This window comes from Streptomyces sp. NPDC053427 (genome assembly GCF_044544985.1).
Taxonomy (GTDB): domain Bacteria; phylum Actinomycetota; class Actinomycetes; order Streptomycetales; family Streptomycetaceae; genus Streptomyces.
The window spans coordinates 93,628-116,171 of the sequence record NZ_JBITYA010000009.1; the positions used below are offsets into that span (position 1 = coordinate 93,628).

Below are 22,544 nucleotides of genomic sequence, written 5' to 3' on the forward strand. Positions count from 1 at the left end.
CCGGCGCCCCCGTCCCGTTCCCATAAGCGCCCGCTTAGAAAAGAGGCCCGCATCACAGCACGCATCCAGTGACCTGGGCACTACGTGCAGGTAACTTCCCTGAGAGTCCATCACCGATACCCCTGGAGCCGTGATGCCCGAAGCCGTGATCGTCTCAGCCGCCCGCTCCCCGATCGGCCGCGCCTTCAAGGGCTCGCTCAAGGACCTGCGCCCCGACGACCTGACCGCGAAGATCATCGAAGCGGCCCTCGCCAAGGTCCCCGAGCTGGACCCCAAGGACATCGACGACCTGATGCTCGGCTGCGGCCTGCCCGGCGGCGAGCAGGGCCACAACCTCGGCCGCATCGTGGCCGTCCAGATGGGGATGGACCACCTCCCCGGCTGCACGGTCACGCGTTACTGCTCCTCCTCGCTCCAGACGTCCCGGATGGCGCTGCACGCCATCAAGGCCGGCGAGGGCGATGTCTTCATCTCCGCGGGCGTCGAGACCGTCTCCCGGTCGGTCAAGGGCAGCTCCGACGGCCTGCCCGACACCCACAACCCGCTCTTCGCCGACGCCGAGGCCCGTACGGCCGCGCGCGCCCAGGAGGACGGCGCGGGCTGGCACGACCCGCGCGAGGACGGGCTGGTCCCGGACGCGTACATCGCGATGGGCCAGACGGCCGAGAACCTCGCCCGCCTCAAGGGCGTCACCCGTCAGGACATGGACGAGTTCGGCGTACGGTCCCAGAACCTCGCCGAGCAGGCGATCAAGAACGGCTTCTGGGAGCGGGAGATCACCCCGGTCACACTGCCCGACGGCACGGTCGTCGCCAAGGACGACGGCCCCCGCGCCGGCGTCACCGTCGAGGGCGTCTCCGGCCTCAAGCCGGTCTTCCGCCCCGACGGCCTGGTGACGGCCGGCAACTGCTGCCCGCTGAACGACGGCGCCGCGGCGCTGGTCATCATGTCCGACACCAAGGCGCGCGAGCTGGGCCTGACCCCGCTCGCCCGGATCGTCTCCACCGGCGTCTCCGGCCTCTCCCCCGAGATCATGGGCTACGGCCCCGTCGAGGCCAGCAAGCAGGCCCTCCGGCGCGCGGGCCTGTCGGTCTCCGACATCGACCTGGTCGAGATCAACGAGGCGTTCGCCGCCCAGGTGATCCCCTCGTACCGCGACCTGGGCATCGACCTGGACCGGCTGAACGTCAACGGCGGCGCGATCGCCGTGGGCCACCCCTTCGGCATGACGGGCGCCCGGATCACCACCACCCTCATCAACTCCCTCCAGTGGCACGACAAGCAGTTCGGCCTGGAGACGATGTGCGTGGGCGGCGGCCAGGGCATGGCGATGGTCATCGAGCGGCTGAGCTGAGCCGAGCCGCCGCGCGGGCGGCGGAGGGCAGCGGAGGTCAGGGGCCGGGCGCGCGGGACGAGCGCCCGGCCCCTGGGCCGCCCGTTCAAAGGGTGCGCGTGGAGATACGGGCCAACTCCCTCTCCCCGCGCACCCTTCGCTGTCGCACCGGCACCTACGGCGACGGCGGGTGGCCTGCGTCACCCGTTGACAAGATCGCGACCCAAGAGCCGCCAGGATTGTGACCAACGCCCCGTCGCCATGGAGTTCATGCAGGTCACCCCGGGGGCACCCGCAGGCAGGAAGCCCAAAGCCCCCTGCATTTCGGGACATAGTGCACTGGGAGCGGTCGCCGTCCTCCGGCACCCTGATGTAGGAAGTCGGGGGACATTCTGCTATCGGGAGAGCGCCATGCGCGAGCACAGCATGGGGGTCCCCCCGGCCGAAGGCTGGGGGAGAACGATGGACAGGTGCGCGCCTCGCGGATGCGGGGCCGAGCGAAGCGAGGTTTCGGCATGAGCGTCATCACCCTCATCCTGCTGCTGGCCGCGGCCGTGGCCGTGGTGCTGGGCGCCGCTGCCCTGCACACCGCCCGGGCCCTGCGCCGCCAGGTCGCCGCGCTGCACGCCGAGCTGGCGGCCGCCCGCACGGACGGCGCCGCGGCGGGCCTCGCGGCCATTCCGGCCGCCCGCACCACACCGGCCGGCGAGACGCCGCTCGCGGACATACGTGCCGCGGTCGCCGACGCGCTGGCGGAGGAGCGGGAGCGGGAGCTGGCCGAGGCCCGCGCGTTCTGGGCCGCTCAGGAGGCCCGGGACGCCGCCGACGCCCCGTCGCTGCTGGGCGGGCTGGCCGGCCTCGGCGAGGAGGGCCCGATGGACGCCCGCGCCGAGCAGCGCGAGGCGGCCGAGCGGATCGAGGTGGACCGCCTCGACGCGCAGCCCTTCCTGCCGCGCCAGGCGGACCTGGCCGGGCTGGAGCCGCTGCTCGGCCCGGAGGCGCTGGAGCCGTTCGACGCGCTGGAGTCCGTCGAGGCGCTGGACGCGCCCGAGTTGGAGCATGTCGAGGAGGCCGAGTCGGCCGAGCTGGCCGCCGCCCGCCGGCGACACCCCTCGCACCCGGACTTCTCGCCCTCCCCGGTGATCAGCGATCACGAGCGCACGGTCGCGCGCCTGGAGGAGCTGGCGCAGCGGTCCGTCCCGCTCGTGGACGTACGTCCCGGCCCGCTGGGCACCCTGGACGTCTATGTCTTCGCCGACGGCACCACGCTCTGTCTGACCCCCGGGGACCGCGCCACCGCCGAGCGCATCGCCGGTGCCCTGCGTGCGGACCAGACCCCGGTGCTGATGGGCGGCTCCGGAATCGCCGGCGCGTACGCCCTGACCTTCTCCTGGGGCGAGTACCGCCAGGAGAGCGTCTACATCCTGGCCGACCGGGTCATCGCCTCGATGTGACCCGGGAGCCCACGGGCCGGGGAGGCCGCTAACAGCGGCCCGCCGCCTCCTCGACCGACCGCACGGCCTCCGCCAGCTCTTCGGCGGGGGCCGCATTCGCGTCACGAGCGGGATCCGCCGCCGCGCCCCGCAGCGCTTCGACAAGATCGTGGCCGGCCACCGCCAGCTGGTCGCCGGCCGCGAACATCCCGGCGTCCGGCATCGCCCGCGGCACCCGCCCGGGGCTCTCGATCCGCTGCGCACGCAGCGCCAACTCCTGCGCCAGCGCAAGCCCTTCGGCCGCGGCTCCGCGGCTCAGGGTGCTCTGCGGCAGCGACCTGAGGCGGTCGGCGAGGGCGTCCACGGCAGTCTGCAAAGGCATCACGTCAAGCACGCGGTGAGCCTATGCGCCACTCCCGGGTGGTTGCCAACGCCCGAACGCTCAGGCACGGTGTGCTGAAGAAACAGCATCGACCGCGTCCGGAGGCGCCGATGTCTCAGCTCTTCTCAGAAGAGACCCACCGGAATCTGCTCTCCCGTATCCCGCACTGCACCGGCCGGGAAATCTCCGACTGGCTCCGCACCGTCGACGAAGGCCCGTCCCTCTTCCGCTTCGAGGAAAAAGTCAGCTGGCTCCGAGGCGAGCACAACCTCGCCTACGGGCACGCCAAGGCGATCGTCCACGAACACGACCTCAGGCGCGCCGCGCGGAAGCTGTGAAGCCGGGCCCGCCATGACGGGACCACGGCAGCCCCAGAGGAGACCGACGAGACGAAGGGCCCGCAGGCGATGTGCCTGCGGGCCCTTCGTACGGCTGCGGCGCCGGTGCGGGCGCCGTGCGGGGTCAGTCCCTCAGGATCTGGACCAGCCGCAGCATCTCCATGTAGATCCACACCAGGGTCAGGGTCAGGCCGAACGCGGCCAGCCAGGACTCCTTGTGCGGCGCGCCGTAGGCGATGCCGTCCTCGACCTGCTTGAAGTCCAGCGCGAGGAACAGCGCGCCGAGGACCACGCCCACGACGCCGAAGAGGATGCCCAGGCCGCCGCTGCGGAAGCCGAGGCCGTCGCCCCCGCCGAACACCATGAACAGGGTGTTGACCAGCGACAGCAGCACGAAGCCGAGGGCCGCGATGATCACGAAGCGGGTGAAGCGGGCGGTGACCCGTACGAGCCGCGTCTTGTAGGCGACCAGCATGGCGACGAACACCGCCATCGTGCCCAGCACCGCCTGCATGGGGGCGCCGTTCATCTTCGGCAGGTCGTTGATGTAGCCGCTGAGCGCGCCGAGGAAGATGCCCTCGAGGGCCGCGTACGCCAGGATCAGCGCGGGGACCGGCTTGCGCATGAACGACTGGGCGAAGCCCAGCACCATCGCGACCAGGCCGGCGCCGATGGCGAAGCCGAGCTGCTGGGTCAGGAAGATCCAGCCGACCGTGGCGCCGGCGACGACCGTGCCGAGCGTCATGCCGGTGCGCGTGACGACGTCGTCCATCGTCATCGGGCGGGTCTGCGGGGCGTACTGCGGCGGCGCCTGGGTGGCGTTGTCCGCGTAGGGGTTCGTTCCGGCGTACGGGTTGGCGGCGCCCCCGGCCTGCGGCGGTGCGTTGAAGCCCGCGTAGCCGGTGTCGCGGCTGAACCCCCGTCGCGAGAAGACCGGGTTGCTGCTCCTCATCTCACTCCTTCATGGCCACCCTGCGCGGCCTTGCCGGCAAGCGTAATGGTCTGGCAAAGGCGCGTCGCTAGTTCTTGAGCAGGATCTTTCCCTGAACTTGGCCCGACACATCCTCTCCAGGGAGGACGTACGGGAGCGCGGGGAGGTGCCCGGATCCGGCGAACGGCCGACTGTGCTCCACGCCACTCGGCGGCCGTTCGGGTATCGAACGTTCAGGAACCGGATGTTCAGGAACCGGTCAGGTTCGGCGCGCAAGTATGTCGACAAGGCATGCCGGCCGGGTATGCCGAACAGGCATGTCGAGCAGAAACGTCGAACGGCCCACACGAACGGTCCGGATATGCCGGGATAACGACCGCCCGTCCGCCGCCACGGAATCCGATAAATGTCTGATCCGAACGGCCCAATGAACCGCCCGGTGAACCTCCGATGAACGGCCCGCCGAGCGGCGCGATGTGACGACTCGATGAGACGAGCGTTACGCCATGAGAGGCAACCGATTCACGGAGTCGGCCGTCTTCCCTGGCAGCCGGAACCTGCCCCGACAGAGGGATCCGTCGCGCGCCGCAGCGATCACCGTCCGTATCGACTCGGGTGCGGAAAGTCTGCGGAACAAGGGGACAGATAGGTCTATTCTGGCGGGAAACAGTAGCGAAAGAGGGTTGAGGTGCCTGTGCCTGACGTCTCAGTAGTCGTGATCGTCTACAACGACGCCGACCGGTTGCCGACCGCTGTCCAGTCCGTACTGGATCAAACGCTCCGGGACGTCGAGGTGGTGATCGTCGACGATTGCAGCACCGACCGTTCTTTCGAAGTCGCGCAGAATATCGCGGCCACTTACCCCGAGCGGGTAAGAGCCTTTCAACTGCCCGAGAACAGCGGCGCCGGAGGCGAACCGCGCAACTTCGGAATCCAGCGCACCACCGGCAAGTACGTCATGTTCCTGGACAGTGACGACGTACTGGAGCTGAATGCCTGCCGGAACATGCTGGAGGCGGCCGAGGAAACCGGCTCGGACATTGTTTCCGGACTCTGCGTACGGCTGCACAAGGACACCCGCCAGCAGAAGCGCGACGAGTGGTACGCCTGGATGTATTCCACCACGCGCACGCTGGAGTCGGTCACCGAGCTGCCCGACCTTTTCGTGTGGGACACCCTCTCCACCAACAAGTGCTACCGCCGCGATTTCCTCATCGAGAACGACCTCCGGTTCCCCAAGGGGATGTTCTACGAGGACCTGATGTTCATCGCGGACGCCTATCTCGCGGCCAACCGCATCACGCTGATCCCCAACCAGGTCTACTTCTGGCACGTTTACGAGCGGGCCGCCGTGAAGTCGGTGACGAATCGCCGGCACGAAATGACCAACTACGCGCACCGGCTGGAGATCCACCGCCGGATCGACGCGTTGCTGGCCGCGCGCGGGCTCGACGAGATGAAGCTCGCCAAGGACGTCAAATTCCTCAAGCACGACCTCGTCCTGCATCTGCGGGACCTGCCCTTCCGGGACGAGTCCTACCGCCGGGAATTCTCCGAACTCTCCCGTGAATATCTCGCCGGCATCGCGCCCGAGGCGTATGAGCGGGTGCAGCCGATACAGGCCATCTGCGCCTATCTGCTCCAGCGGGGCGACTGGGACAATCTGATCCCCGCGGTCGACACTCTCATCAACCGCGACAAGCTCTCCTCGCCGCTCGCCGAGCGCGACGGCCGGATCTACTGGTGCGACGGGCATTTCGACGACGAGTTCGGCCGCGACGTGCTGGATGTGACCGACGCCGGATATCACGAGAAACCGGTCAACAAACTCTTTCTGCGCAATCAGCTCACCCGGTTCCACGAGTCCGGCCGGACCGTCTCGCTGGCAGGGCGGATCACCAACCCGCTCGGGGTCGTCCCCGCGGGCGCGCGACTGTCCGGCGAGCTGGAGTTCAGCGCCCGCCGCCGCAGCCTGCAGTCCTTCCGCTTCCCGGTGCGGGCGCTGCGCCACGAGGGCGACGCCCTCCACTGGGAGGCCGCCGCGGACCTCACCGCGAAGCTGCGCCCGCTGGGCATCGTCGACACCATCTGGGACGTACGGCTGGTCCTGAACGTGGACGGGGTGCGCACCACGACCCGGCTCACCGCCGCCGACACCGAGCTGTCGGGGGCGCCGCTGCCCGTACGCCCGCGGCTGACGCGGATCGTCGCCGATCACATCGAGCCGCACATTTCGGCCCGGGGGCATCTCGCCTTCCGCCTGGTCAGCGAGAACCGCAACAGCGAGCGAGTGCAGGAACTGATCGCGCGCGGGGTGCGCGGAAAGCCGGGCGTGCTGGCCAAGAGCGGCTATCGCAAGGCGAAGGCGCTGCGCAAGAAGATCGTCTCCGGCGACAACAAACTCCGCGCCTATCACGAGGTGTTCTGCCGGCTGCCCATCAAGAAGCGCACCGTCGTCTTCGAAAGTCATCTGGGCAAGCAGTACAGCGACAGCCCGCGCGCGATCTACGAGGAAATGCGCCGGCAGGGCCTGGACTTCGAAGCGATCTGGTCCTACACGGGATCCCCGAAGGAATTCCCGCAGGACGTCACTTTGGTACGGCGCTGGTCGCTGCCCTACCTCAAGGCACTGGCACAGGCCGAATTCTGGGTGGACAACCAGAGTTACCCGCTCAAGCTCACCAAGCGCCCGGAGACCACCTACCTCCAGACCTGGCACGGCTCGGCGCTGAAGAACATGGGATTCGACCAGCCGGCGCTGAAGGCGCAGACCCGGCGGCAGCAGGCCGAACAGCAGCGTTCGCTGGACCGATTCGACCGCTTTCTGTGCCGGTCCGAGCACGATGTGCGCACCCTGGCGAAGGCGTTCCGGCTCAAGGAGAAGACGCTGCTGCGGGTGGGATATCCGCGCAATGACGCACTGGTGAAGTCCCGGCAGCGGGAGGCGGAGCTGGGGCACCGCGAACGCGGGGAACTGGCCGCGGAGCTGGGAATTCCCGACGACAAGACCGTGCTGCTGTACGCGCCGACATTCCGCAAGGCGGGGGGCCGGCACGGCCGCTTCACCCTCCCCTTCGACGTGGAGCGCTTCGCGGAGCAGTTCGGCGACCGCTATGTCCTCCTGGTCCGCTCGCACTACCTCAATCACGTGGTGTTGCCGCCGACCGTGGAGGGCCGGGTCATCGACGTCTCCGCCCGCCACGACGTGACGCCCGTACTGGAACTGGCCGACGGGCTGATCACGGACTACTCCTCGGTGATGTTCGACTATGCGCTGCTCGACCGGCCGCTGGTGTTCTTCACCTACGACTACGACGAATATGTGCACGAGGGCCGCGGCACCTATTTCGATCTGCTGGAGCACGCGCCGGGTCCGGTGGTCCGTACCGAGGAAGATTTCTACGAGACCCTCAAGTCGTTCGACACCCAGGCGCTGGAATACGCGGCGGCCCGTAAGGAATTCGTCGCCAAGTTCGGCGAATACGACCGGGGTGATGCCGCCCAGAGCATCGTCGACCAGTTCTTCGCGCAGTGGATTCGTTAGTGGAGCAGTTGATGAAAAATCCGTACCCAGACAAGCCGAGCGCGGACGAGCCGTACGCTGCCGGGCCGTACGCCGCCGGGCCGCGGGACATCTTCTTCGTATCCAACAGCGTCAATGAGATGGGCGGCATCACGAGTTGGTCGCACCAGATGGCGCGCCTGTTCAGCGAACGGGGCCATCGGGTGCACATCGTCGGTGTCGTGCCGCCGCCCGAGGGCCGGGTGCACGAGCTGGCCGACGACCTGCCGTTCGAGACCACCACGCTCTACGCCGAGCATCCGCCGAGCATCCGCCCGGCACGCGGCCTCAAGGGCAAGCTGAACCTCGCCGAGCAGCGCCGCCGGGCCGCCCGGGATGCCGGGATGCTGGAGCAGGCGGCCAAGATGAGCGCGCTGTTCCGGGCTGCCGGGCCGGGCGGGGTGGTGATCGTCACCCAGGTGTGGGCGATGGAGTGGGTGGCGCTGGCCGATACCGCCGGGCTGACGGTGATCGGAATGAGCCATGAATCGTTCGCGACCTGCCGCAAGTCGTCCCGTTTCGGCCGGGTGAAGCGGTTCTACAAGAACGTCGACCGGATGCTCACCCTCACCCGTGAGGACGCCGACCGCTGGATCCGCCAGCGCATGGACAACGTCGGCTTCATGCCGAACCCGCTCCCGTTCTTCCCGGAGGTCCCCTCCGACCGCTCCGCCAAGTGCGTGGTCAGCATCGGCCGGCTGCACGAGGAAAAGGGCGTCGACCTGCTGCTGGAGGCCTGGGCGCGGGTCGCGCCGCAGCACCCGGACTGGACGCTGCGGATCTACGGCTCGGGCGAGGAGGAGGACGCCCTGCGCAAGCTGGCCGCCGAACTCGGGGTGGCCGCCTCCGTCCTGTGGAGGGGGCGGACCAGCGATGTGCCCGAGGCGCTGCGGGAAAGCTCGGTGTTCGCGCTGAGTTCACGCGGCGAGGGGTTCCCGCTGGCCCCCATGGAGGCGATGGCGACCGCCGTGCCGTGCGTGGCATTCGATGTCGCCCCGGGCGTGCACGAGATCATCACGGATGGCGAGGACGGGCTCCTGGCCCCGCCGGGAAACATCACCGAATTCGCCCGCCATCTCGACACCCTGATCCGCGACAAGGAACTCCGGGACGCAATGGGCGAAGCCGCCCGCGAGAACATCCAGCGGTACTCGACCGAGGAGATCGTCGGCCGCTGGGAGAGCCTGTTCGCGCTCGTCGAACGGTGAGTCGGCAACACCTCGGCCAGGAGGGCCGCCGGCGGTGACCGGCGGCCCTCCGCGCTTCGGGGATCGGCGTCCGTCCCCCGGCCGAACGGATCAGGCGTTGTTCTCGGCGTCGATGTACGCCTGGATCTTCCGGTCCAGCGCATTCGCCTGGTCGCGGGTGCGCTTGGCCTCCGCGTGGTGGCCGTCCCGCTCGAGCCGCGCGGCCTTGGCCTTCAGCTCGGCGGACTGCTGGCGCAGCTCTTCGATGTTGACGGTGACGGCACCGCGGGCCGCCACGCTCTGCCCGCCGGCAACCGTGGTGGCGGCGTGCGCGGGCAGCGCCGTGAAGAGAATGCCGCCGGCCATGGCTGCGGTCACGGCGAGCGTGGAAATGCGTCGACGCATGGTTCCCCCTTGTGTGAAATCGGCTTTTACCGGGAGGTAACTCTATATTAAATGATCTTGCATCCCGGCAGGGGCGAGGCGCGCATCGCGGGGCGATACCTGCGGCGGATGACGTCGTCCGCCAATGCGCTTGAGATGAGGGGGAGTTCACCCGACGGCTGCCCCATCCCGCAGGAATCCGGGACTCGGAATCCTCGGGCGCGGCGGCTCGGAGTGTCGGCGCCCTCTCACCGGCGCTCCGTATGACGTCCAATTCGGTGGCCGACGCGGGTGAGTTCGGGGGTGGCGCGACGCAGCACCGCATCCAGGCCCGTTAGTTGAAGGCTGCACGGTAAGCTGGCATGTACGCGGGGAGTACCGCCTCTTCGCAGCCGCATCGATACCCGGCCACACCATCGGCCGGAAGTCGACCGGGCCATAGGAATATGCGTGAGATCCGGGCTTTCGGCCGGAATTACTACCGTTTTGTGCCCGGAGCCGGACTTGAACCGGCACGGCCCGTAGGCCAGCGAGGTTTAAGCTCGCCGTGTCTGCATTCCACCATCCGGGCCTGGGATCCCCCATGCCACCTCAAAGAGGGCAGCACGAGCGTAGCCCGCAGCGCACCACGCAGTTCGGCCGCTCACCCCGAGGTTGTCTTATTTTATTGGCAACTGAGGGAGCATCAGCGACCGGTACACGCCTTCGGCACATGCCTGAAGGCCAGCTTTGCCGGTGCACCGGCGCAACGGAATTCACGCCCGAATTGACGGAAACTCGACGTCTGCCCTTCTCCGCGGGTCACCCCCGTGCCACCGGCCCGCCGGACGGCCCTGACCGGGGCCGCACCATCGGGTCCGGCCGCCCGGTGGCTCAGGGTCCGTCTCCTCCCCAGGTATGACCGACATGGCGGGCCGGTACGCCGGAGGGCCCGTCCAGGACGGGCACAAGGGTTGACGCTCCGACCCCTTTTCCTGTCCCACGATGGAAAGGTCCGCGCCACGCGGCCACCCGGCCGCCGCGGATCAGACGGTCCCTCGTCCCGACAGGAGCTCCACCCCGTGACCACCACCCACTCCGGTGCCCCCACCGCCACCCGCGCCACCGCGGTGGCCGCCCGCGCCACGGATCTCACCAAGGTCTACGGACAGGGCGAGACCCAGGTGGTCGCCCTGGACGCCGTCTCCGTCGACTTCCGCCAGGCCCAGTTCACGGCGATCATGGGCCCCTCCGGGTCCGGCAAGTCGACCCTGATGCACTGCATGGCGGGCCTCGACGCGATCTCCGGCGGCTCCGCCCGGATCGGCGAGGTGGAGCTGACCGGCCTGAAGGACAAGAAGCTCACCCAGCTGCGGCGCGACAAGATCGGCTTCATCTTCCAGGCGTTCAACCTGCTGCCCACCCTGAACGCCCTGGAGAACATCACCCTCCCGATGGACATCGCGGGCCGTAAGCCCGACCGCGCCTGGCTGGACCGCGTCGTGGAGACCGTCGGCCTGGCCGGCCGCCTCAAGCACCGCCCCGGCCAGCTCTCCGGCGGCCAGCAGCAGCGCGTCGCGGTGGCCCGCGCGCTCGCCTCCCGGCCCGAGATCATCTTCGCCGACGAGCCCACCGGCAACCTCGACTCCCGCTCCGGCGCCGAGGTCCTGGGCTTTCTGCGCAACTCCGTACGCGAACTGGGCCAGACCGTGGTGATGGTGACCCACGACCCGGTCGCCGCCTCCTACGCGGACCGCGTGATCTTCCTGGCCGACGGCCGGATAGTCGACGACATGCCCGACCCGACCGCCGACCTGGTGCTGGAGCGGATGAAGGGCTTCGACGCCAAGCGCCGTACTAGCTGACGCCCCGGCAGCCGCCTCCGCCCTCCAGACCTCCGGCCCCCGCGGGCCTTCTCTCCAGGACTGACCCACTCATGTTCCGTACCGCCTTGCGCAATGTGCTCGCGCACAAGGCCCGGCTGCTGATGACCGTCCTCGCCGTGATGCTCGGCGTGGCCTTCGTCTCCGGCACCCTGGTCTTCACCTCGACCCTCTCCGACGCCTTCCGGAACAGCTCCCAAAAGGGCTACGACAACGTCGACGTCGCCCTCGCGCCGAAGCACGGCGAGCGCGCCACCGGCAGGCCCGGCGCCGCCCCCGGCCTCGACCGGAAGCTGCTCGACACGGTCGCCCGGGTGCCCGGTGCCGCCTCCGCCACCGGCACCGTCTCCGGCTTCACCGCCATCGCCGACAAGAAGGGCGAGCTGCTGGGCGACGGGTTCTCCACCCGCGGCGGCAACTACTTCCCCGGCAAGGACGGCAAGGACGCCCGCTACCCGCTGCGCGACGGCACCGCCCCCAAGGGCCCGCACGAGTTCGCGCTGGACGCGCACACCGCGGACAAGGCCGGCTACAAGGTCGGTGACACCGTCCGGATATCCGTCGACGGGCCGGTCACCGAGCAGAAGCTGACCGGCATCTACACCACCGACGACGGCACCGTCGCGGCCGGCGGCAGCCTCGCGCTGTTCGACACCGCGACCGCGCAGAAGCTGTTCGCCACCCCCGGCGCCTTCAGCGAGATCGACGTCAAGGCCGCTCCGGGCACGTCCCAGACCGCGCTCAAGGCCGCGATCGACAAGGTGCTGCCCGAGGACGGCGTCGAGACCACCACCGGCAAGAAGCTCGCCGACGACCAGGCCGAGACGATCGCCCACAGCATGGACGGCATGAAGACCGGCCTGCTGGCCTTCGCCGGGATCGCGCTCTTCGTCGGGATCTTCATCATCGCCAACACCTTCACCATGCTGGTCGCCCAGCGCACCAAGGAGCTGGCGCTGATGCGCGCGGTCGGCGCCGGCCGCCGCCAGGTGACCCGCTCGGTGCTGATCGAGGCCTTCCTGGTGGGCGCGGTCGCCGCGGTCGCGGGCCTGGCGGCCGGTACCGGCATCGGCGCCGGACTGCGCGCGCTGATGAGCACCATGGGCGCCACGGTCCCCGACGGCCCGCTGGTGATCTCGCCGACCACCGTCCTGGCCTCCCTCGCCGTCGGCATCGTCATCACCGTCCTGGCCGCCTGGCTGCCGGGCCGCCGCGCCGCGAAGATCCCGCCGGTGGCCGCGATGAACAGCGTGCACGCCCCCGCCACCACCAAGTCGCTGGTGGTCCGCAACACCCTCGGCGCGGTCCTCGCGGGCGCCGGAGCGGCCGCCGTCCTGGTGGCCACCGGCATGGACGACGGCAGGGCGATGATGGGCGGCGGGGCGGTCCTGTTGCTGATCGGCGCCTTCGTCCTGACGCCGCTGCTGTCCCGCCCGCTGATCGCGCTGGCCGCGCCCGTACTGCGCGCCTTCGGCATCTCCGGCAAGCTCGCCCGGCAGAACGCCCTGCGCAATCCGCGCCGTACGGCCGCCACGGCCTCCGCCTTGATGATCGGGCTCACCCTGATCACCGGCATGACGGTGATCGCGGGCGGCGTGCAAAAGGGCATCGACAAGCTGGCCACGTCCTCGCTCAAGGCCGACTACGTCGTCTCCATGGCCAGCGGCATACCGCTCTCCCCCGATGTGGCGAAGAAGCTCGACGGCCTCGGCGAGGTCACCGCCGCCAGCCCGATGCGCAACTCCCCGTCCCGGATCGGCACGGGCTCCGGCGCCACCACCGCGTACCTGACCGGCGTCAACGGCCAGGACTTCGGCAAGCTCACCCGGCTCGACTTCACCCAGGGCGCGCTCGGCGATCTGCGCGGCGGCGGTGCGGTCGTGGACGACGCCACCGCCAAGGAGAAGGACTGGCGGGTCGGTTCGCACGTCCCGGTGACGTACGAGGACGGCAAGAAGGGCACGCTGACCGTGTCCGGCGTCTACACCGGCAACCAGATGATCAAGGGCATCATCCTCGACAACGCCACCCTCGCCCCGCACCAGCGGCATCCCACCGATATGCAGGTGATGGTCAAGACGAAGGACGGTGCCACCGACACGGCCAAGGAGTCGCTGGTCAAGGCGCTCGGCAAGAACCCGGCGATCTCGGTCTCGGACAAGAAGGACATCTCCGAGGGCATCGCCCAGATGTTCAGCCTGATGCTGAACATGCTCTACGGCCTGCTGGCCATGGCCGTGATCGTCGCCGTGCTCGGCGTGATCAACACCCTGGCGATGTCGGTCTTCGAACGCCAACAGGAGATCGGCATGCTGCGCGCCATCGGCCTGGACCGCCGCGGCATCAAGCGCATGGTGCGCCTGGAGTCGCTGGTGATCTCCCTCTTCGGCGGGGTGCTCGGCGTCGGCCTGGGCGTGTTCTTCGGCTGGGCGGCCGGCGAGCTGATCGGCGCCCACCTGAGCACCTACCAACTGGTGCTGCCGTGGGGCCGGATGGCCCTCTTCCTCGGCCTGGCCGCGGTGGTCGGCGTCCTGGCCGCGCTGTGGCCGGCGCGGCGGGCGGCGAAGCTGAACATGCTGGCGGCGATCAAGGCGGAGTAGCGGAGCGGTCGGCAGTACGGCCGAGGGCCCGGGGACCGTCGACGGTCCCCGGGCCCTCCTGCTCACGGCGCCGCCTCAGCCCTGCCAGGCGCGCGCCCGCAGCGACATCCCGGACGCCCCGGACTCCGGCGTCCGCACCGCCAGCACCTGGTTGATCCCTATGCGGTTGCGCTCGAACGACACCGCGGAGGCGGCCATGTACAGCCGCCACACCCGCGCCCGCCCCGGCGACGTGAGCCGGGCCGCCCGGTCCCAGTGCTTCTCCAGATTGGCGACCCACTGCCGCAGCGTCAGCGCGTAGTGCTCCCGGAGGGCCTCGACGTCGCGCACCTCGAAGCCCGCGTCCTCCAGGGCGCCGACGGTCCGGCCCACGGGCGCCAGCTCGCCGTCCGGGAAGACGTACCGGTCGATGAACTCGTCGACGCGATAGGCCTCCTCGTCGGCCAGCGGGCGCCGCGCGATCTGGTGGTTCAGCAGCCGCCCGCCGGGCCGCAGCAGGGCGTACAGGGTCCGTGCGTACTGCGCGTACCGGGCCTGGCCGACATGCTCGGCCATCCCGATCGAGGAGATCGCGTCGAACGGCTCGTCGTGGACCTCGCGGTAGTCCTGCACCCGGATCTCGACCCGGTCGGCGAGCCCGGCGTCGGCGATCCGCTTACGGGCGTAGGCCGCCTGCTCCTCGGAGAGGGTGATGCCGACCGCCCGCACGCCGTACTCGCGGGCGGCGTGCAGCACCATCGAGCCCCAGCCGCAGCCCACGTCCAGCAGCCGCTGGCCCTCCGTCAGGCCGAGCTTGCGGCAGATCAGGTCGAGCTTGTCGCGCTGCGCGTCCTCCAGGGTGCCGACGCCGTCTTCGCCGGTCCCCCAGTAGGCACAGGAGTAGACCATCGAGGGGCCCAGCACCAGCTCGTAGAAGTCGTTGCCGACGTCGTAGTGGTGGCTGATGGCCGCCCGGTCGCTGAGCAGCGTGTGCAGCCGGCCGCGACGGCGTCCGGCCTCTTCGGCGGGCGGCGACGGCGGCAGGGGGGCGCCGGCCAGGGACAGCAGCTCCTTGGCGGCGGCGCGGATCTCCGGCCGGGCCAGGGCCCGCAGGGCGGCGGCCCGCTGCGGCTTGTCGGCGGGCGCGGGCCGCTCCCAGATCATCTCGGCGAGCAGATCCAGCGCCTGGTAGAGATCGCCCTCGATGTCGAGGTCGCCCGCCACCCAGGCGCGGGCCAGGCCCAGCTCGCCCGGCTTGAACAGCAGGCGGCGCAGCGCCCGTCGGTTGCGGATGACGAGCGTGGGCGCCCCCGGCGGGCCGGACTCGCTGCGGTCCCAGGCGCGGATGCGGACCGGGAGCGGGGCTCCCAGCACCTCCTTGGCGAGCTGGGTGAGCCGTCCAGCGGCGTCGGCCATGTCGCACACCTCCGTGTTGACGAGTCGGGCAAAAGAAGTTTCACCCACCACGTAAACGCCAAGTGGGCGCCCAGTTAGTCCCGTTCACACGTAAGAGAACCGCAAACCGCCTGCTTTCCGCCAGCGTGGACACGCCCCCGGACATGCCGAAGGGCGCCCGCCCCACGGATGGCGGACGCCCTTCGGGCTGGTCGGAGTACCGACCGGGGTGCTAGGAGGCCTTGGCCTTCGGCTTGTCGCCGGAGTCGGCCGCCGCCGGGGCGGGGGCCGGCTTGGCCGCCTCGTAGAACTCCTCGCGGGGGTTCTCCATGGCGCCGAGCGAGACGACCTCGCGCTTGAGGAACATGGCCAGCGTCCAGTCGGCGAAGACGCGGATCTTGCGGTTGTACGTCGGCATCGCCAGGCCGTGGTACGCGCGGTGCATGTACCAGGCGAGACGGCCCTTGAGCTTGATCTTCACCTTGCCCATGACGATCATCGCGACGCCCTTGTGCAGGCCCAGACCGGCGACCGCACCCTTGTTGGCGTGGCTGTACTCCTTCTGCGGGAAGCCCCGCATACCGGAGATCACGTTGTCGCCGAGGACCTTGGACTGCCGCAGCGCGTGCTGCGCGTTCGGCGGGCACCAGGCGTTCTCGTTGCCGGCCCGGCGGCCGACCATGTCCGGGACCTGGGCGTTGTCGCCGGCGGCCCAGATGTAGTCGGTGCCCTGCACCTGGAGGGTCGCCTGGGTGTCGACGTGGCCGCGCGGGCCCAGCGGCAGACCGAAGCGGGTCAGCGCCGGGTTCGGCTTGACGCCCGCGGTCCACACGATGGTGTTGGAGTCGACCTCGAGCCCGTTGTTCAGCACGACGTGGCCGTCGACGCAGGAGTCCATACCGGTCTTGAGGTAGACCTCGACGCCGCGGCCCTCGAGGTGCTCCTTGCCGTAGGCGCCGAGCTTGGGGCCCACCTCGGGGAGGATCTTGTCGGCGACGTCGACCAGGAGGAAGCGCATGTCTTCGCGCTTGACGTTCTTGTAGTACTTCGCAGCATCGCGGGCCATGTCCTCGACCTCGCCGATGGACTCCGCACCCGCGAAGCCACCGCCGACGAAGACGAAGGTCAGCGCCTTGCGGCGGACGTCCTCGTCGGTCGTGGAGTCGGCCTTGTCCAGCTGCTCCAGGACGTGGTTGCGCAGGCCGATGGCCTCTTCCACGCCCTTCATGCCGATGCCGTTCTCGGCCAGACCGGGAATCGGGAAGGTGCGGGAGACCGCGCCCATCGCGATGACCAGGTAGTCGAAGGGCAGCTCGTACGCCTCGCCGACCAGCGGGGCGATCGTGGCGACCTTGCGGTCCTGATCGATGGTGGTGACCCGGCCGGTGAGGACCTCCGCCTTGGGCAGGACGCGTCGCAGCGGGACGACGACGTGCCGAGGGGAGATGCTGCCGGCGGCGGCTTCGGGGAGGAAGGGCTGGTAGGTCATGTACGACCGCGGGTCGACGACCGTGACGGTCGCCTCGCCGTAGCGCATCTTCTTGAGAATGCGCCGAGCTGCGTACAGGCCTACGTACCCACCGCCTACTACGAGGATCCTGGGACGCTCCGTGGTGCTCATGCAATCGAGTATCCACCCCCACATGGGGGGTCGCTCGTGAGCCCCTTCACAAGCACCTCCGGGGTATCTGCTACACTCCGCCGGCTTCGTGACCGACGCCATAGCGCGAGTGGGGAACCACGGTGTACCGCGAGGCGTTGAGACCCCCGCTGATCAGGGATTGCGGGCTCTGGGCCGCGGCGAGCACACCCCGCCGAAGCACGCCCGCAACGCCGCCGAAACCGCGCATCACCCGGGTCGGCGGGGCCCAGGACCTTCGAATGAGGGCCATGCGGCCACAATCTTCAGCCCTCGGGCGGTTTTTTCATGTGAAGGATTTCACGAACTTTTTTCGCGGACCCTCGCGGCAGCCCCTCCCAAAGCCCCCGAAGCACGCTCAGACGGCGGCCGACCCGCTCAAAGGCCGCGCCGTCAGAGGCGGTTGCCGGGCCCTTTTGCCCACCGACGAGGGAAGCGCGGAACCCGGTTCGGCCCCGGCCGGCCAGGGCGGCCACCGGCACCGCTGTCGGCGACCTCGGCAGCGAGGACGGTTACCCGACGTGCTTCCTGCACGCCGGGTGCCGCCCGGCAGCGATGCTCTGCCAGGGCTGACACCCGGTGCGCGGACGGAACCTCAGACCAGGCTCCAGGCGATGCCGTCCAGAATGTCGTGCTCGCTGACCACGACCTCCTCGGCGCCCACCCGTTCCATGATCGAGAGCAGCACGAGCGCGCCCGCGGCGATCACATCGACCCGGCCCGGGTGCATGACGGGGTGCGCGGCGCGTTCGGCGTGCGTGGAGATGAGGAGCCGCTCGGTGATCTCGCGGACCTCGGCCAGCGGGATGCGGGAGTGGTGGATGGCCGCGGAGTCGTAGTGGTCCAGGCCCAGGGCGATGGCGGCGACGGTGGTGACGGAGCCCGCCAGGCCCACGAGGGTGGTGGCCCGGGACAGCGGCACCGTTTCCTCGGCGTGGTCGAGGGCCTGGGCGATATCGGCCCTGATGGCGGTGATCTGCTCCGGGGCCGGCGGGTCGCTGATCGTGCCCTCGTGGACGAGGTGGCGCTCGGTCATGCGGACGCAGCCGATGTCGACCGAGCGGGCCGCCCGGACCACGTCGTTGCCCAGGACGAATTCCGTGGAGCCGCCGCCGATGTCCACGACCAGATAGGGCGACGGCATGTCCTCGCGGCCGGCGATCTCCCTGGTGGCGCCGTGGTAGGAGAACTCCGCTTCCTGGTCGCCGGTGATCACCTCGGGCTCGACGCCCAGGATCTCGACCACCCCGCGGACGAATGCGTCGCGGTTCTCGGCGTCGCGGGAGGCGGAGGTGGCCACGAAGCGGAGGCGCTCGGCGCCCAGTTCCTTGATCACCTCGGCGTAGACGCGGCAGGCGGCGAAGGTGCGCTCCAGCGCCTCCGGGGCCAGCCGGCCGGTCCGGTCCACGCCCTGGCCCAGCCGGACGATCTGCATCCGGCGGTCCAGGTCCTTGAGCTCACCGGTCTCCGGGTCGAGGTCCGCGACCAGCAGCCGGATGGAGTTCGTCCCGCAGTCGATGGCGGCGACCCGCGTCACGTGGCGTCTCCTTCAGGTCCTTCGGCGGATCCGGGGGCGTCCGGGCACGGGCTGACGCACGGCCCCTTCTTCCACCATTCCGGAAGCATGGCGATGGCCTCGTCGCCCAGCGGGTTGACGCCGGGGCCGGCCGCGAGCGAGTGGCCGACGAGGACGTGCAGGCACTTGACCCGGTCGGGCATGCCACCCGCGCTGGGGAAGCCCTGCAGCACGTCGATGGCGTCCCGGCGCCGGATGTAGTCCTCGTGGGCCGCGCGGTAGGCGGCGGCCAGCTCCGGGTCGGTCTTCAGCCGCTCGGACATCTCCTTCATCACGCCGTTGGCCTCCAGCGTGCCGATCGCGGAGGCCGCGCGCGGGCACGTGAGGTAGTAGAGCGTGGGGAAGGGCGTGCCGTCCTCCAGGCGGGGCGCCGTCTCGACGACGTCCGGCTGCCCGCAGGGACAGCGGTGCGCGATGGTGCGCAGGCCGCGCGGCGGGCGGCCCAGCTGCTCCTTGAAGGCGGCGATGTCCGCGGCGGTGGGCTCGGTGGGCTCGGTCTGGGGCGGGGCGGTGTCCATGTGCGCTTTCGGTGGGATGGGGTGAGGTGGGTGCGAGGGGGTGTGGGCTCCCTCTTATGACAGTACGGGGCTGCCGCTGCGCGGCCGTACCGGCCGGGGCTCCGTGACCGTGGCGGCTACCGCCTGTTCGCGGCATCGACGTCGGCCCACAGGTTCTCGTACCAGGGCCGCTGGGCCGCCCGGGGCGCCTTCTTGGCCGGGCCGGTGCCGGAGCCGTCCTGGACGATGTAGCCGGTCTCGCCCGGCTTGACGAAGTGCAGATGGCGGCGGGCCTGCTGTTCGACATAGGCCGGGTCCTGCCAGCGGGACTTCTGGTCGCGCAGGCCGTCGAGCGTCCTGGCGGCGTTGTCGGCCTTGCGGCGCTGATCGGCGATGTCCGAGCGCTGGGAGACGTATTGCCGTATCGGGTAGGCGAGCGCGACGACCAGCGAGCACATCACCAGCGCCAGCAGCGCGGCGCGGCCGGTGAGGCGGTTGCGGCGGGGCGGGCGGGCGCGGTAGACGCGGGCGGCCGCTCCGGACTCGACAAGCACAGCACCGAGCGCCTTGAGCCGGGTCGCGGTCGAGAACCGGTCCGCGGGCACGTCGCCTCCCCTTCCGTCGTCCGGACGCCGTAACCACGTACGTCCCCGGCAACGGTACGGGACCGTTGCCGGGGACGCGGGGAAGACCGGAGCACTCGGCCGTCGGCCGTGTGCCCTGAGCCGTCAGCCCTTGAAACGCGGGAAGGCGGAGCGGCCCGCGTACACCGCCGCGTCGTCGAGGATCTCCTCGATGCGCAGCAGCTGGTTGTACTTGGCGACGCGCTCGGAGCGGGCCGGGGCGCCGGTCTTGATCTGGCCGCAGTTGGTGGCGACGGCGAGGTCGGCGATGGTGACGTCCTCGGTCTCACCGGAGCGGTGCGACATCATGCACTTGAAGCCGTTGCGCTGGGCCAGCTCGACGGCGTCCAGGGTCTCGGTCAGCGAGCCGATCTGGTTGACCTTGACCAGGAGGGCGTTGGCGGAGTTCTCCTCGATGCCGCGGGCGAGGCGCTCGGGGTTGGTGACGAAGAGGTCGTCGCCGACGAGCTGGACCTTGGCGCCGAGCTTCTCGGTGATGACGTTCCAGCCGGCCCAGTCGTCCTCGAACAGCGGGTCCTCGATGGAGACCAGCGGGTAGGCCGCCACCAGCTCCTCGTAGTACTCGGTCATCTCGGCGGCCGAGCGGTCCTTGCCCTCGAACTGGTACTTGCCGTCCTTGTAGAACTCGGAGGCGGCGACGTCCAGGGCGAGCGCGATGTCCTGGCCGGGGGCGTAACCGGCTTCCTTGATGGCCTCGAGGATGAGGTCGAGGGCCTCGCGGTTGGAGCCGAGGTTCGGGGCGAAGCCGCCCTCGTCGCCCAGGCCGGTGGCCAGACCCTTGGCCTTCAGGACCTTCTTGAGGGTGTGGTAGACCTCGGCGCCCCAGCGCAGCGCCTCGGAGAAGGACTCCGCGCCGATCGGGGCGATCATGAACTCCTGGATGTCCACGTTGGAGTCGGCGTGCGAGCCGCCGTTCAGGATGTTCATCATCGGGACGGGCAGGACGTGCGCGTTCGGGCCACCGAGGTAGCGGAACAGCGGGAGGTCGCTGGCCTCGGAGGCGGCGTGCGCGACGGCGAGGGAGACGCCCAGGATGGCGTTGGCGCCGAGGGAGCCCTTGTTGTCGGTGGCGTCCAGGTCGAACATCGCCTGGTCGATCAGCCGCTGCTCGGTCGCGTCGTAGCCGACGAGCTCCGGGCCGATCTGCTCGATGACGGCCAGGACGGCCTTTTCGACGCCCTTGCCGAGGTAGCGGTTCGGGTCACCGTCGCGGAGCTCGATGGCCTCGAAGGCGCCGGTCGAGGCGCCGGACGGCACGGCGGCACGGCCGGTGCTGCCGTCGTCGAGGCCGACCTCGACCTCGACCGTGGGATTACCTCGCGAGTCGAGAATTTCGCGGGCTACGACGACGTCGATGGACGGCACGTTGTCTCCTTCAGGGGTGTCTGGAGTTCTGCAGCACGAGCCTAACGGCCCCGGGCAGATCCGCTTGCCGTCGGCCCGCTCCGTGGGACGAAAAGGTGCCCAGATGCCCAGTTCACGGGATGTTTGGGTGCATTGTTCGCCGAACGGGGAAAACGCGGGAAGCCGCTGGTGGGCGGGGTGGTACCGGAAGGGGGTGCGGATCGGGGTGCGGCGGGGCGTAAGGAGTGACGCCCGCCCGGCGCATGGAGAAGCCCCGCCGCGGCGCGCTGGGGGGGGAAGCGCGCCGGGCGGGGCCGGCTCGGGGGAAGCGGGCCCGTCGCCGGGTCCGCGGGGTCCCGGTGGGGGACGGCTCAGATGCTGAGCTGCTGGCCCGGGAAGATCAGGTTCGGGTTGCCGCCGATGACGGACTTGTTGTTCGCGTAGACCGACTTCCAGGTGGTGCCGTGCGCCTTGGCGATCTTGGCGAGGGTGTCACCGGACTTGACGGTGTAGTTGCCGTGGCCGTGCGGCTTCTGCGGGGCCGGCTTGGCCTTCTCCTGCTTCGGGGCCTGCTCCTGCTTCGGGGCCGGCTGGGTCTGCTTCGGCGCGGGCTGGGCCTTCTTGACCTCGGCCTTGGTGGAGGTGTCGAGGTCGGGGGACGGACCACCGGCGGTCAGGTTGCCGGCACCGGCGCAGGACCAGGCGCCCGGGCCCTGGATGGCGAGGAGCTTCTCGGCGGCGGCGATCTGCTGGGCCTTGGTGGCCAGGTCGGCGCGGGCCGCGTACTGGGTGCCACCGGCGGCGGCCCAGCTGGAGTTCGAGAACTGGAGGCCGCCGTAGTAGCCGTTGCCGGTGTTGATCGACCAGTTGCCGCCGGACTCGCACTGGGCGACCTTGTCCCAGGTGGCGACGGACGCGGCGGAGGCGGAGGTGGCGCCCATCATCGGGACGGCGACGGCGGCACCGGCGACACCGGCGAGGGTGGCGATGCGGACGGCCTTGGACGGACGACGGTGCTTGCCCTTGTTCAGCATGTGCGTTCGTTTCCTCACCGACGCCTGCGAGGTGAGCTGTCGGGTTCGGGCCATGTGAGTTGCCCGGCCGTGTGTGCTGCACACACGGCTTCACCCCAAGCCGGTTGACCCGCTTTCACGGGTGGGGCCGGCACTTACCTTGGGTCCCCCGCTCCTGCCTTCGGCGCTTGCGCGTCGACTGCCTGCGATCACCGGCAGGATTCGGCGTGTGATCGAAGGGCCCGCTTTGCGAGCGGTCCTGACCGTAATCAGTAATCCTCTTGGTGTTCAAACCCCACTATCTGAACCAAGTTGACCGTTTTTGATCATCGGAGGCGCATATTTCCGCAGGTGGGCCCGGGTGCGGAATCCGGCCGACGAGCCGGACACCGCACCCCGGAACGAGACGCTTGTCTCACTTTCGCCAAAAGGGACGAACTGGCGG

17 protein-coding genes, 1 tRNA gene and 1 riboswitch are annotated in these 22,544 nt (G+C 69.8%); of the genes, 7 read left to right on the forward strand and 11 right to left on the reverse strand.

Features of this window, described 5'->3' with window-relative positions; translation table 11 throughout:
• Positions 1 to 133: 133 nt before the first annotated feature.
• Entirely contained in the window at positions 134 to 1,354 is a 1,221-nt protein-coding gene (locus ACIGWZ_RS24995) for an acetyl-CoA C-acetyltransferase (protein ID WP_400068213.1), read from the forward strand.
• A 494-nt stretch (positions 1,355 to 1,848) separates the two neighbouring features.
• Positions 1,849 to 2,787, forward strand: coding sequence for a hypothetical protein (locus tag ACIGWZ_RS25000; protein ID WP_400068215.1), 939 nt, complete (start codon positions 1,849 to 1,851; stop codon positions 2,785 to 2,787).
• Between the two features lie 28 nt (positions 2,788 to 2,815).
• Here the strand turns inward: ACIGWZ_RS25000 and ACIGWZ_RS25005 are convergent, their stop codons facing one another.
• A complete protein-coding gene (locus tag ACIGWZ_RS25005; RefSeq protein ID WP_400068217.1) occupies positions 2,816 to 3,160 on the reverse strand; it encodes a hypothetical protein in 345 nt (114 codons plus the stop codon).
• Positions 3,161 to 3,258: 98 nt separating this feature from the next.
• On the opposite strand from ACIGWZ_RS25005, the gene ACIGWZ_RS25010 reads away from it, so the two are divergent.
• Positions 3,259 to 3,486, forward strand: coding sequence for a DUF4287 domain-containing protein (locus tag ACIGWZ_RS25010; RefSeq protein WP_400068219.1), 228 nt, complete (start codon positions 3,259 to 3,261; stop codon positions 3,484 to 3,486).
• A 124-nt stretch (positions 3,487 to 3,610) separates the two neighbouring features.
• On the opposite strand, the gene ACIGWZ_RS25015 is transcribed toward ACIGWZ_RS25010, so the two are convergent.
• Positions 3,611 to 4,438, reverse strand: coding sequence for a Bax inhibitor-1/YccA family protein (locus ACIGWZ_RS25015; RefSeq protein WP_400068221.1), 828 nt, complete (start codon positions 4,436 to 4,438; stop codon positions 3,611 to 3,613).
• 673 nt (positions 4,439 to 5,111) lie between these two features.
• Here ACIGWZ_RS25015 and ACIGWZ_RS25020 point away from each other — a divergent pair.
• Positions 5,112 to 7,961, forward strand: a complete 2,850-nt coding sequence (locus tag ACIGWZ_RS25020) for a CDP-glycerol glycerophosphotransferase family protein (protein ID WP_400068746.1) — start codon at positions 5,112 to 5,114, stop codon at positions 7,959 to 7,961.
• Positions 7,962 to 7,972: 11 nt separating this feature from the next.
• Positions 7,973 to 9,187, forward strand: coding sequence for a glycosyltransferase (locus tag ACIGWZ_RS25025; RefSeq protein WP_400068223.1), 1,215 nt, complete (start codon positions 7,973 to 7,975; stop codon positions 9,185 to 9,187).
• 90 nt (positions 9,188 to 9,277) lie between these two features.
• Here the strand turns inward: ACIGWZ_RS25025 and ACIGWZ_RS25030 are convergent, their stop codons facing one another.
• Positions 9,278 to 9,571 carry a hypothetical protein gene (locus ACIGWZ_RS25030; RefSeq protein ID WP_400068225.1) on the reverse strand — a complete coding sequence of 98 codons (294 nt, stop codon included), beginning with the start codon at positions 9,569 to 9,571 and terminating at the stop codon, positions 9,278 to 9,280.
• A 468-nt stretch (positions 9,572 to 10,039) separates the two neighbouring features.
• Positions 10,040 to 10,121, reverse strand: a tRNA-Leu gene (locus ACIGWZ_RS25035).
• A 490-nt stretch (positions 10,122 to 10,611) separates the two neighbouring features.
• Between ACIGWZ_RS25035 and ACIGWZ_RS25040 the strand changes: the two genes are divergently transcribed.
• Together ACIGWZ_RS25040 and ACIGWZ_RS25045 are read left to right on the forward strand one after the other, a co-directional pair.
• Positions 10,612 to 11,394, forward strand: coding sequence for an ABC transporter ATP-binding protein (locus ACIGWZ_RS25040; protein ID WP_400068227.1), 783 nt, complete (start codon positions 10,612 to 10,614; stop codon positions 11,392 to 11,394).
• A gap of 71 nt (positions 11,395 to 11,465) precedes the next feature.
• Complete coding sequence (locus ACIGWZ_RS25045; RefSeq protein WP_400068229.1) at positions 11,466 to 14,012, forward strand: ABC transporter permease; 2,547 nt, start codon at positions 11,466 to 11,468, stop codon at positions 14,010 to 14,012.
• 75 nt (positions 14,013 to 14,087) lie between these two features.
• Here ACIGWZ_RS25045 and ACIGWZ_RS25050 read toward each other — a convergent pair whose 3' ends face one another.
• The 7 genes from ACIGWZ_RS25050 to ACIGWZ_RS25080 all read right to left on the reverse strand — a co-directional run bounded on the left by ACIGWZ_RS25050 (position 14,088) and on the right by ACIGWZ_RS25080 (position 22,120).
• A complete protein-coding gene (locus tag ACIGWZ_RS25050; RefSeq protein ID WP_400068231.1) occupies positions 14,088 to 15,407 on the reverse strand; it encodes a class I SAM-dependent methyltransferase in 1,320 nt (439 codons plus the stop codon).
• Positions 15,408 to 15,618: 211 nt separating this feature from the next.
• Positions 15,619 to 17,007 (reverse strand): NAD(P)/FAD-dependent oxidoreductase, encoded by a 1,389-nt coding sequence (locus tag ACIGWZ_RS25055; protein ID WP_400068234.1) that lies wholly within the window; start codon positions 17,005 to 17,007, stop codon positions 15,619 to 15,621.
• Between the two features lie 613 nt (positions 17,008 to 17,620).
• Positions 17,621 to 18,562, reverse strand: coding sequence for an exopolyphosphatase (locus ACIGWZ_RS25060; RefSeq protein ID WP_400068236.1), 942 nt, complete (start codon positions 18,560 to 18,562; stop codon positions 17,621 to 17,623).
• On the reverse strand, positions 18,559 to 19,119 hold the full coding sequence (locus tag ACIGWZ_RS25065) for a DUF501 domain-containing protein (RefSeq protein ID WP_400068238.1): 561 nt from the start codon (positions 19,117 to 19,119) through the stop codon (positions 18,559 to 18,561). Before ACIGWZ_RS25065 ends, ACIGWZ_RS25060 begins: the two co-directional genes overlap by 4 nt.
• Positions 19,120 to 19,235: 116 nt before the next feature.
• Positions 19,236 to 19,703: a septum formation initiator family protein gene (locus ACIGWZ_RS25070; protein WP_400068240.1), complete on the reverse strand. Its 468-nt coding sequence runs from the start codon at positions 19,701 to 19,703 to the stop codon at positions 19,236 to 19,238.
• A gap of 123 nt (positions 19,704 to 19,826) precedes the next feature.
• Complete coding sequence (gene eno / locus ACIGWZ_RS25075; RefSeq protein WP_400068242.1) at positions 19,827 to 21,107, reverse strand: phosphopyruvate hydratase; 1,281 nt, start codon at positions 21,105 to 21,107, stop codon at positions 19,827 to 19,829.
• 350 nt (positions 21,108 to 21,457) lie between these two features.
• Positions 21,458 to 22,120: a transglycosylase family protein gene (locus ACIGWZ_RS25080; protein WP_400068244.1), complete on the reverse strand. Its 663-nt coding sequence runs from the start codon at positions 22,118 to 22,120 to the stop codon at positions 21,458 to 21,460.
• 6 nt (positions 22,121 to 22,126) lie between these two features.
• A riboswitch (cyclic di-AMP (ydaO/yuaA leader) is annotated at positions 22,127 to 22,337 on the reverse strand.
• Positions 22,338 to 22,544: the final 207 nt, after the last annotated feature.

Excerpts from the sequence above, each read along its gene's own strand:
- ACIGWZ_RS25025 (WP_400068223.1), top strand. The coding sequence starts at position 7,973 with ATGAAAAATCCGTACCCAGACAAGCCGAGCGCGGACGAGCCGTACGCT.
- ACIGWZ_RS25045 (WP_400068229.1), top strand. The coding sequence starts at position 11,466 with ATGTTCCGTACCGCCTTGCGCAATGTGCTCGCGCACAAGGCCCGGCTG.
- ACIGWZ_RS25080 (WP_400068244.1), bottom strand. The coding sequence starts at position 22,120 with ATGCTGAACAAGGGCAAGCACCGTCGTCCGTCCAAGGCCGTCCGCATC.
- ACIGWZ_RS25010 (WP_400068219.1), top strand. The coding sequence starts at position 3,259 with ATGTCTCAGCTCTTCTCAGAAGAGACCCACCGGAATCTGCTCTCCCGT.
- ACIGWZ_RS25055 (WP_400068234.1), bottom strand. The coding sequence starts at position 17,007 with ATGAGCACCACGGAGCGTCCCAGGATCCTCGTAGTAGGCGGTGGGTAC.
- ACIGWZ_RS25050 (WP_400068231.1), bottom strand. The coding sequence starts at position 15,407 with ATGGCCGACGCCGCTGGACGGCTCACCCAGCTCGCCAAGGAGGTGCTG.
- ACIGWZ_RS25065 (WP_400068238.1), bottom strand. The coding sequence starts at position 19,119 with ATGGACACCGCCCCGCCCCAGACCGAGCCCACCGAGCCCACCGCCGCG.
- ACIGWZ_RS25015 (WP_400068221.1), bottom strand. The coding sequence starts at position 4,438 with ATGAGGAGCAGCAACCCGGTCTTCTCGCGACGGGGGTTCAGCCGCGAC.
- ACIGWZ_RS25000 (WP_400068215.1), top strand. The coding sequence starts at position 1,849 with ATGAGCGTCATCACCCTCATCCTGCTGCTGGCCGCGGCCGTGGCCGTG.
- ACIGWZ_RS25030 (WP_400068225.1), bottom strand. The coding sequence starts at position 9,571 with ATGCGTCGACGCATTTCCACGCTCGCCGTGACCGCAGCCATGGCCGGC.
- ACIGWZ_RS24995 (WP_400068213.1), top strand. The coding sequence starts at position 134 with ATGCCCGAAGCCGTGATCGTCTCAGCCGCCCGCTCCCCGATCGGCCGC.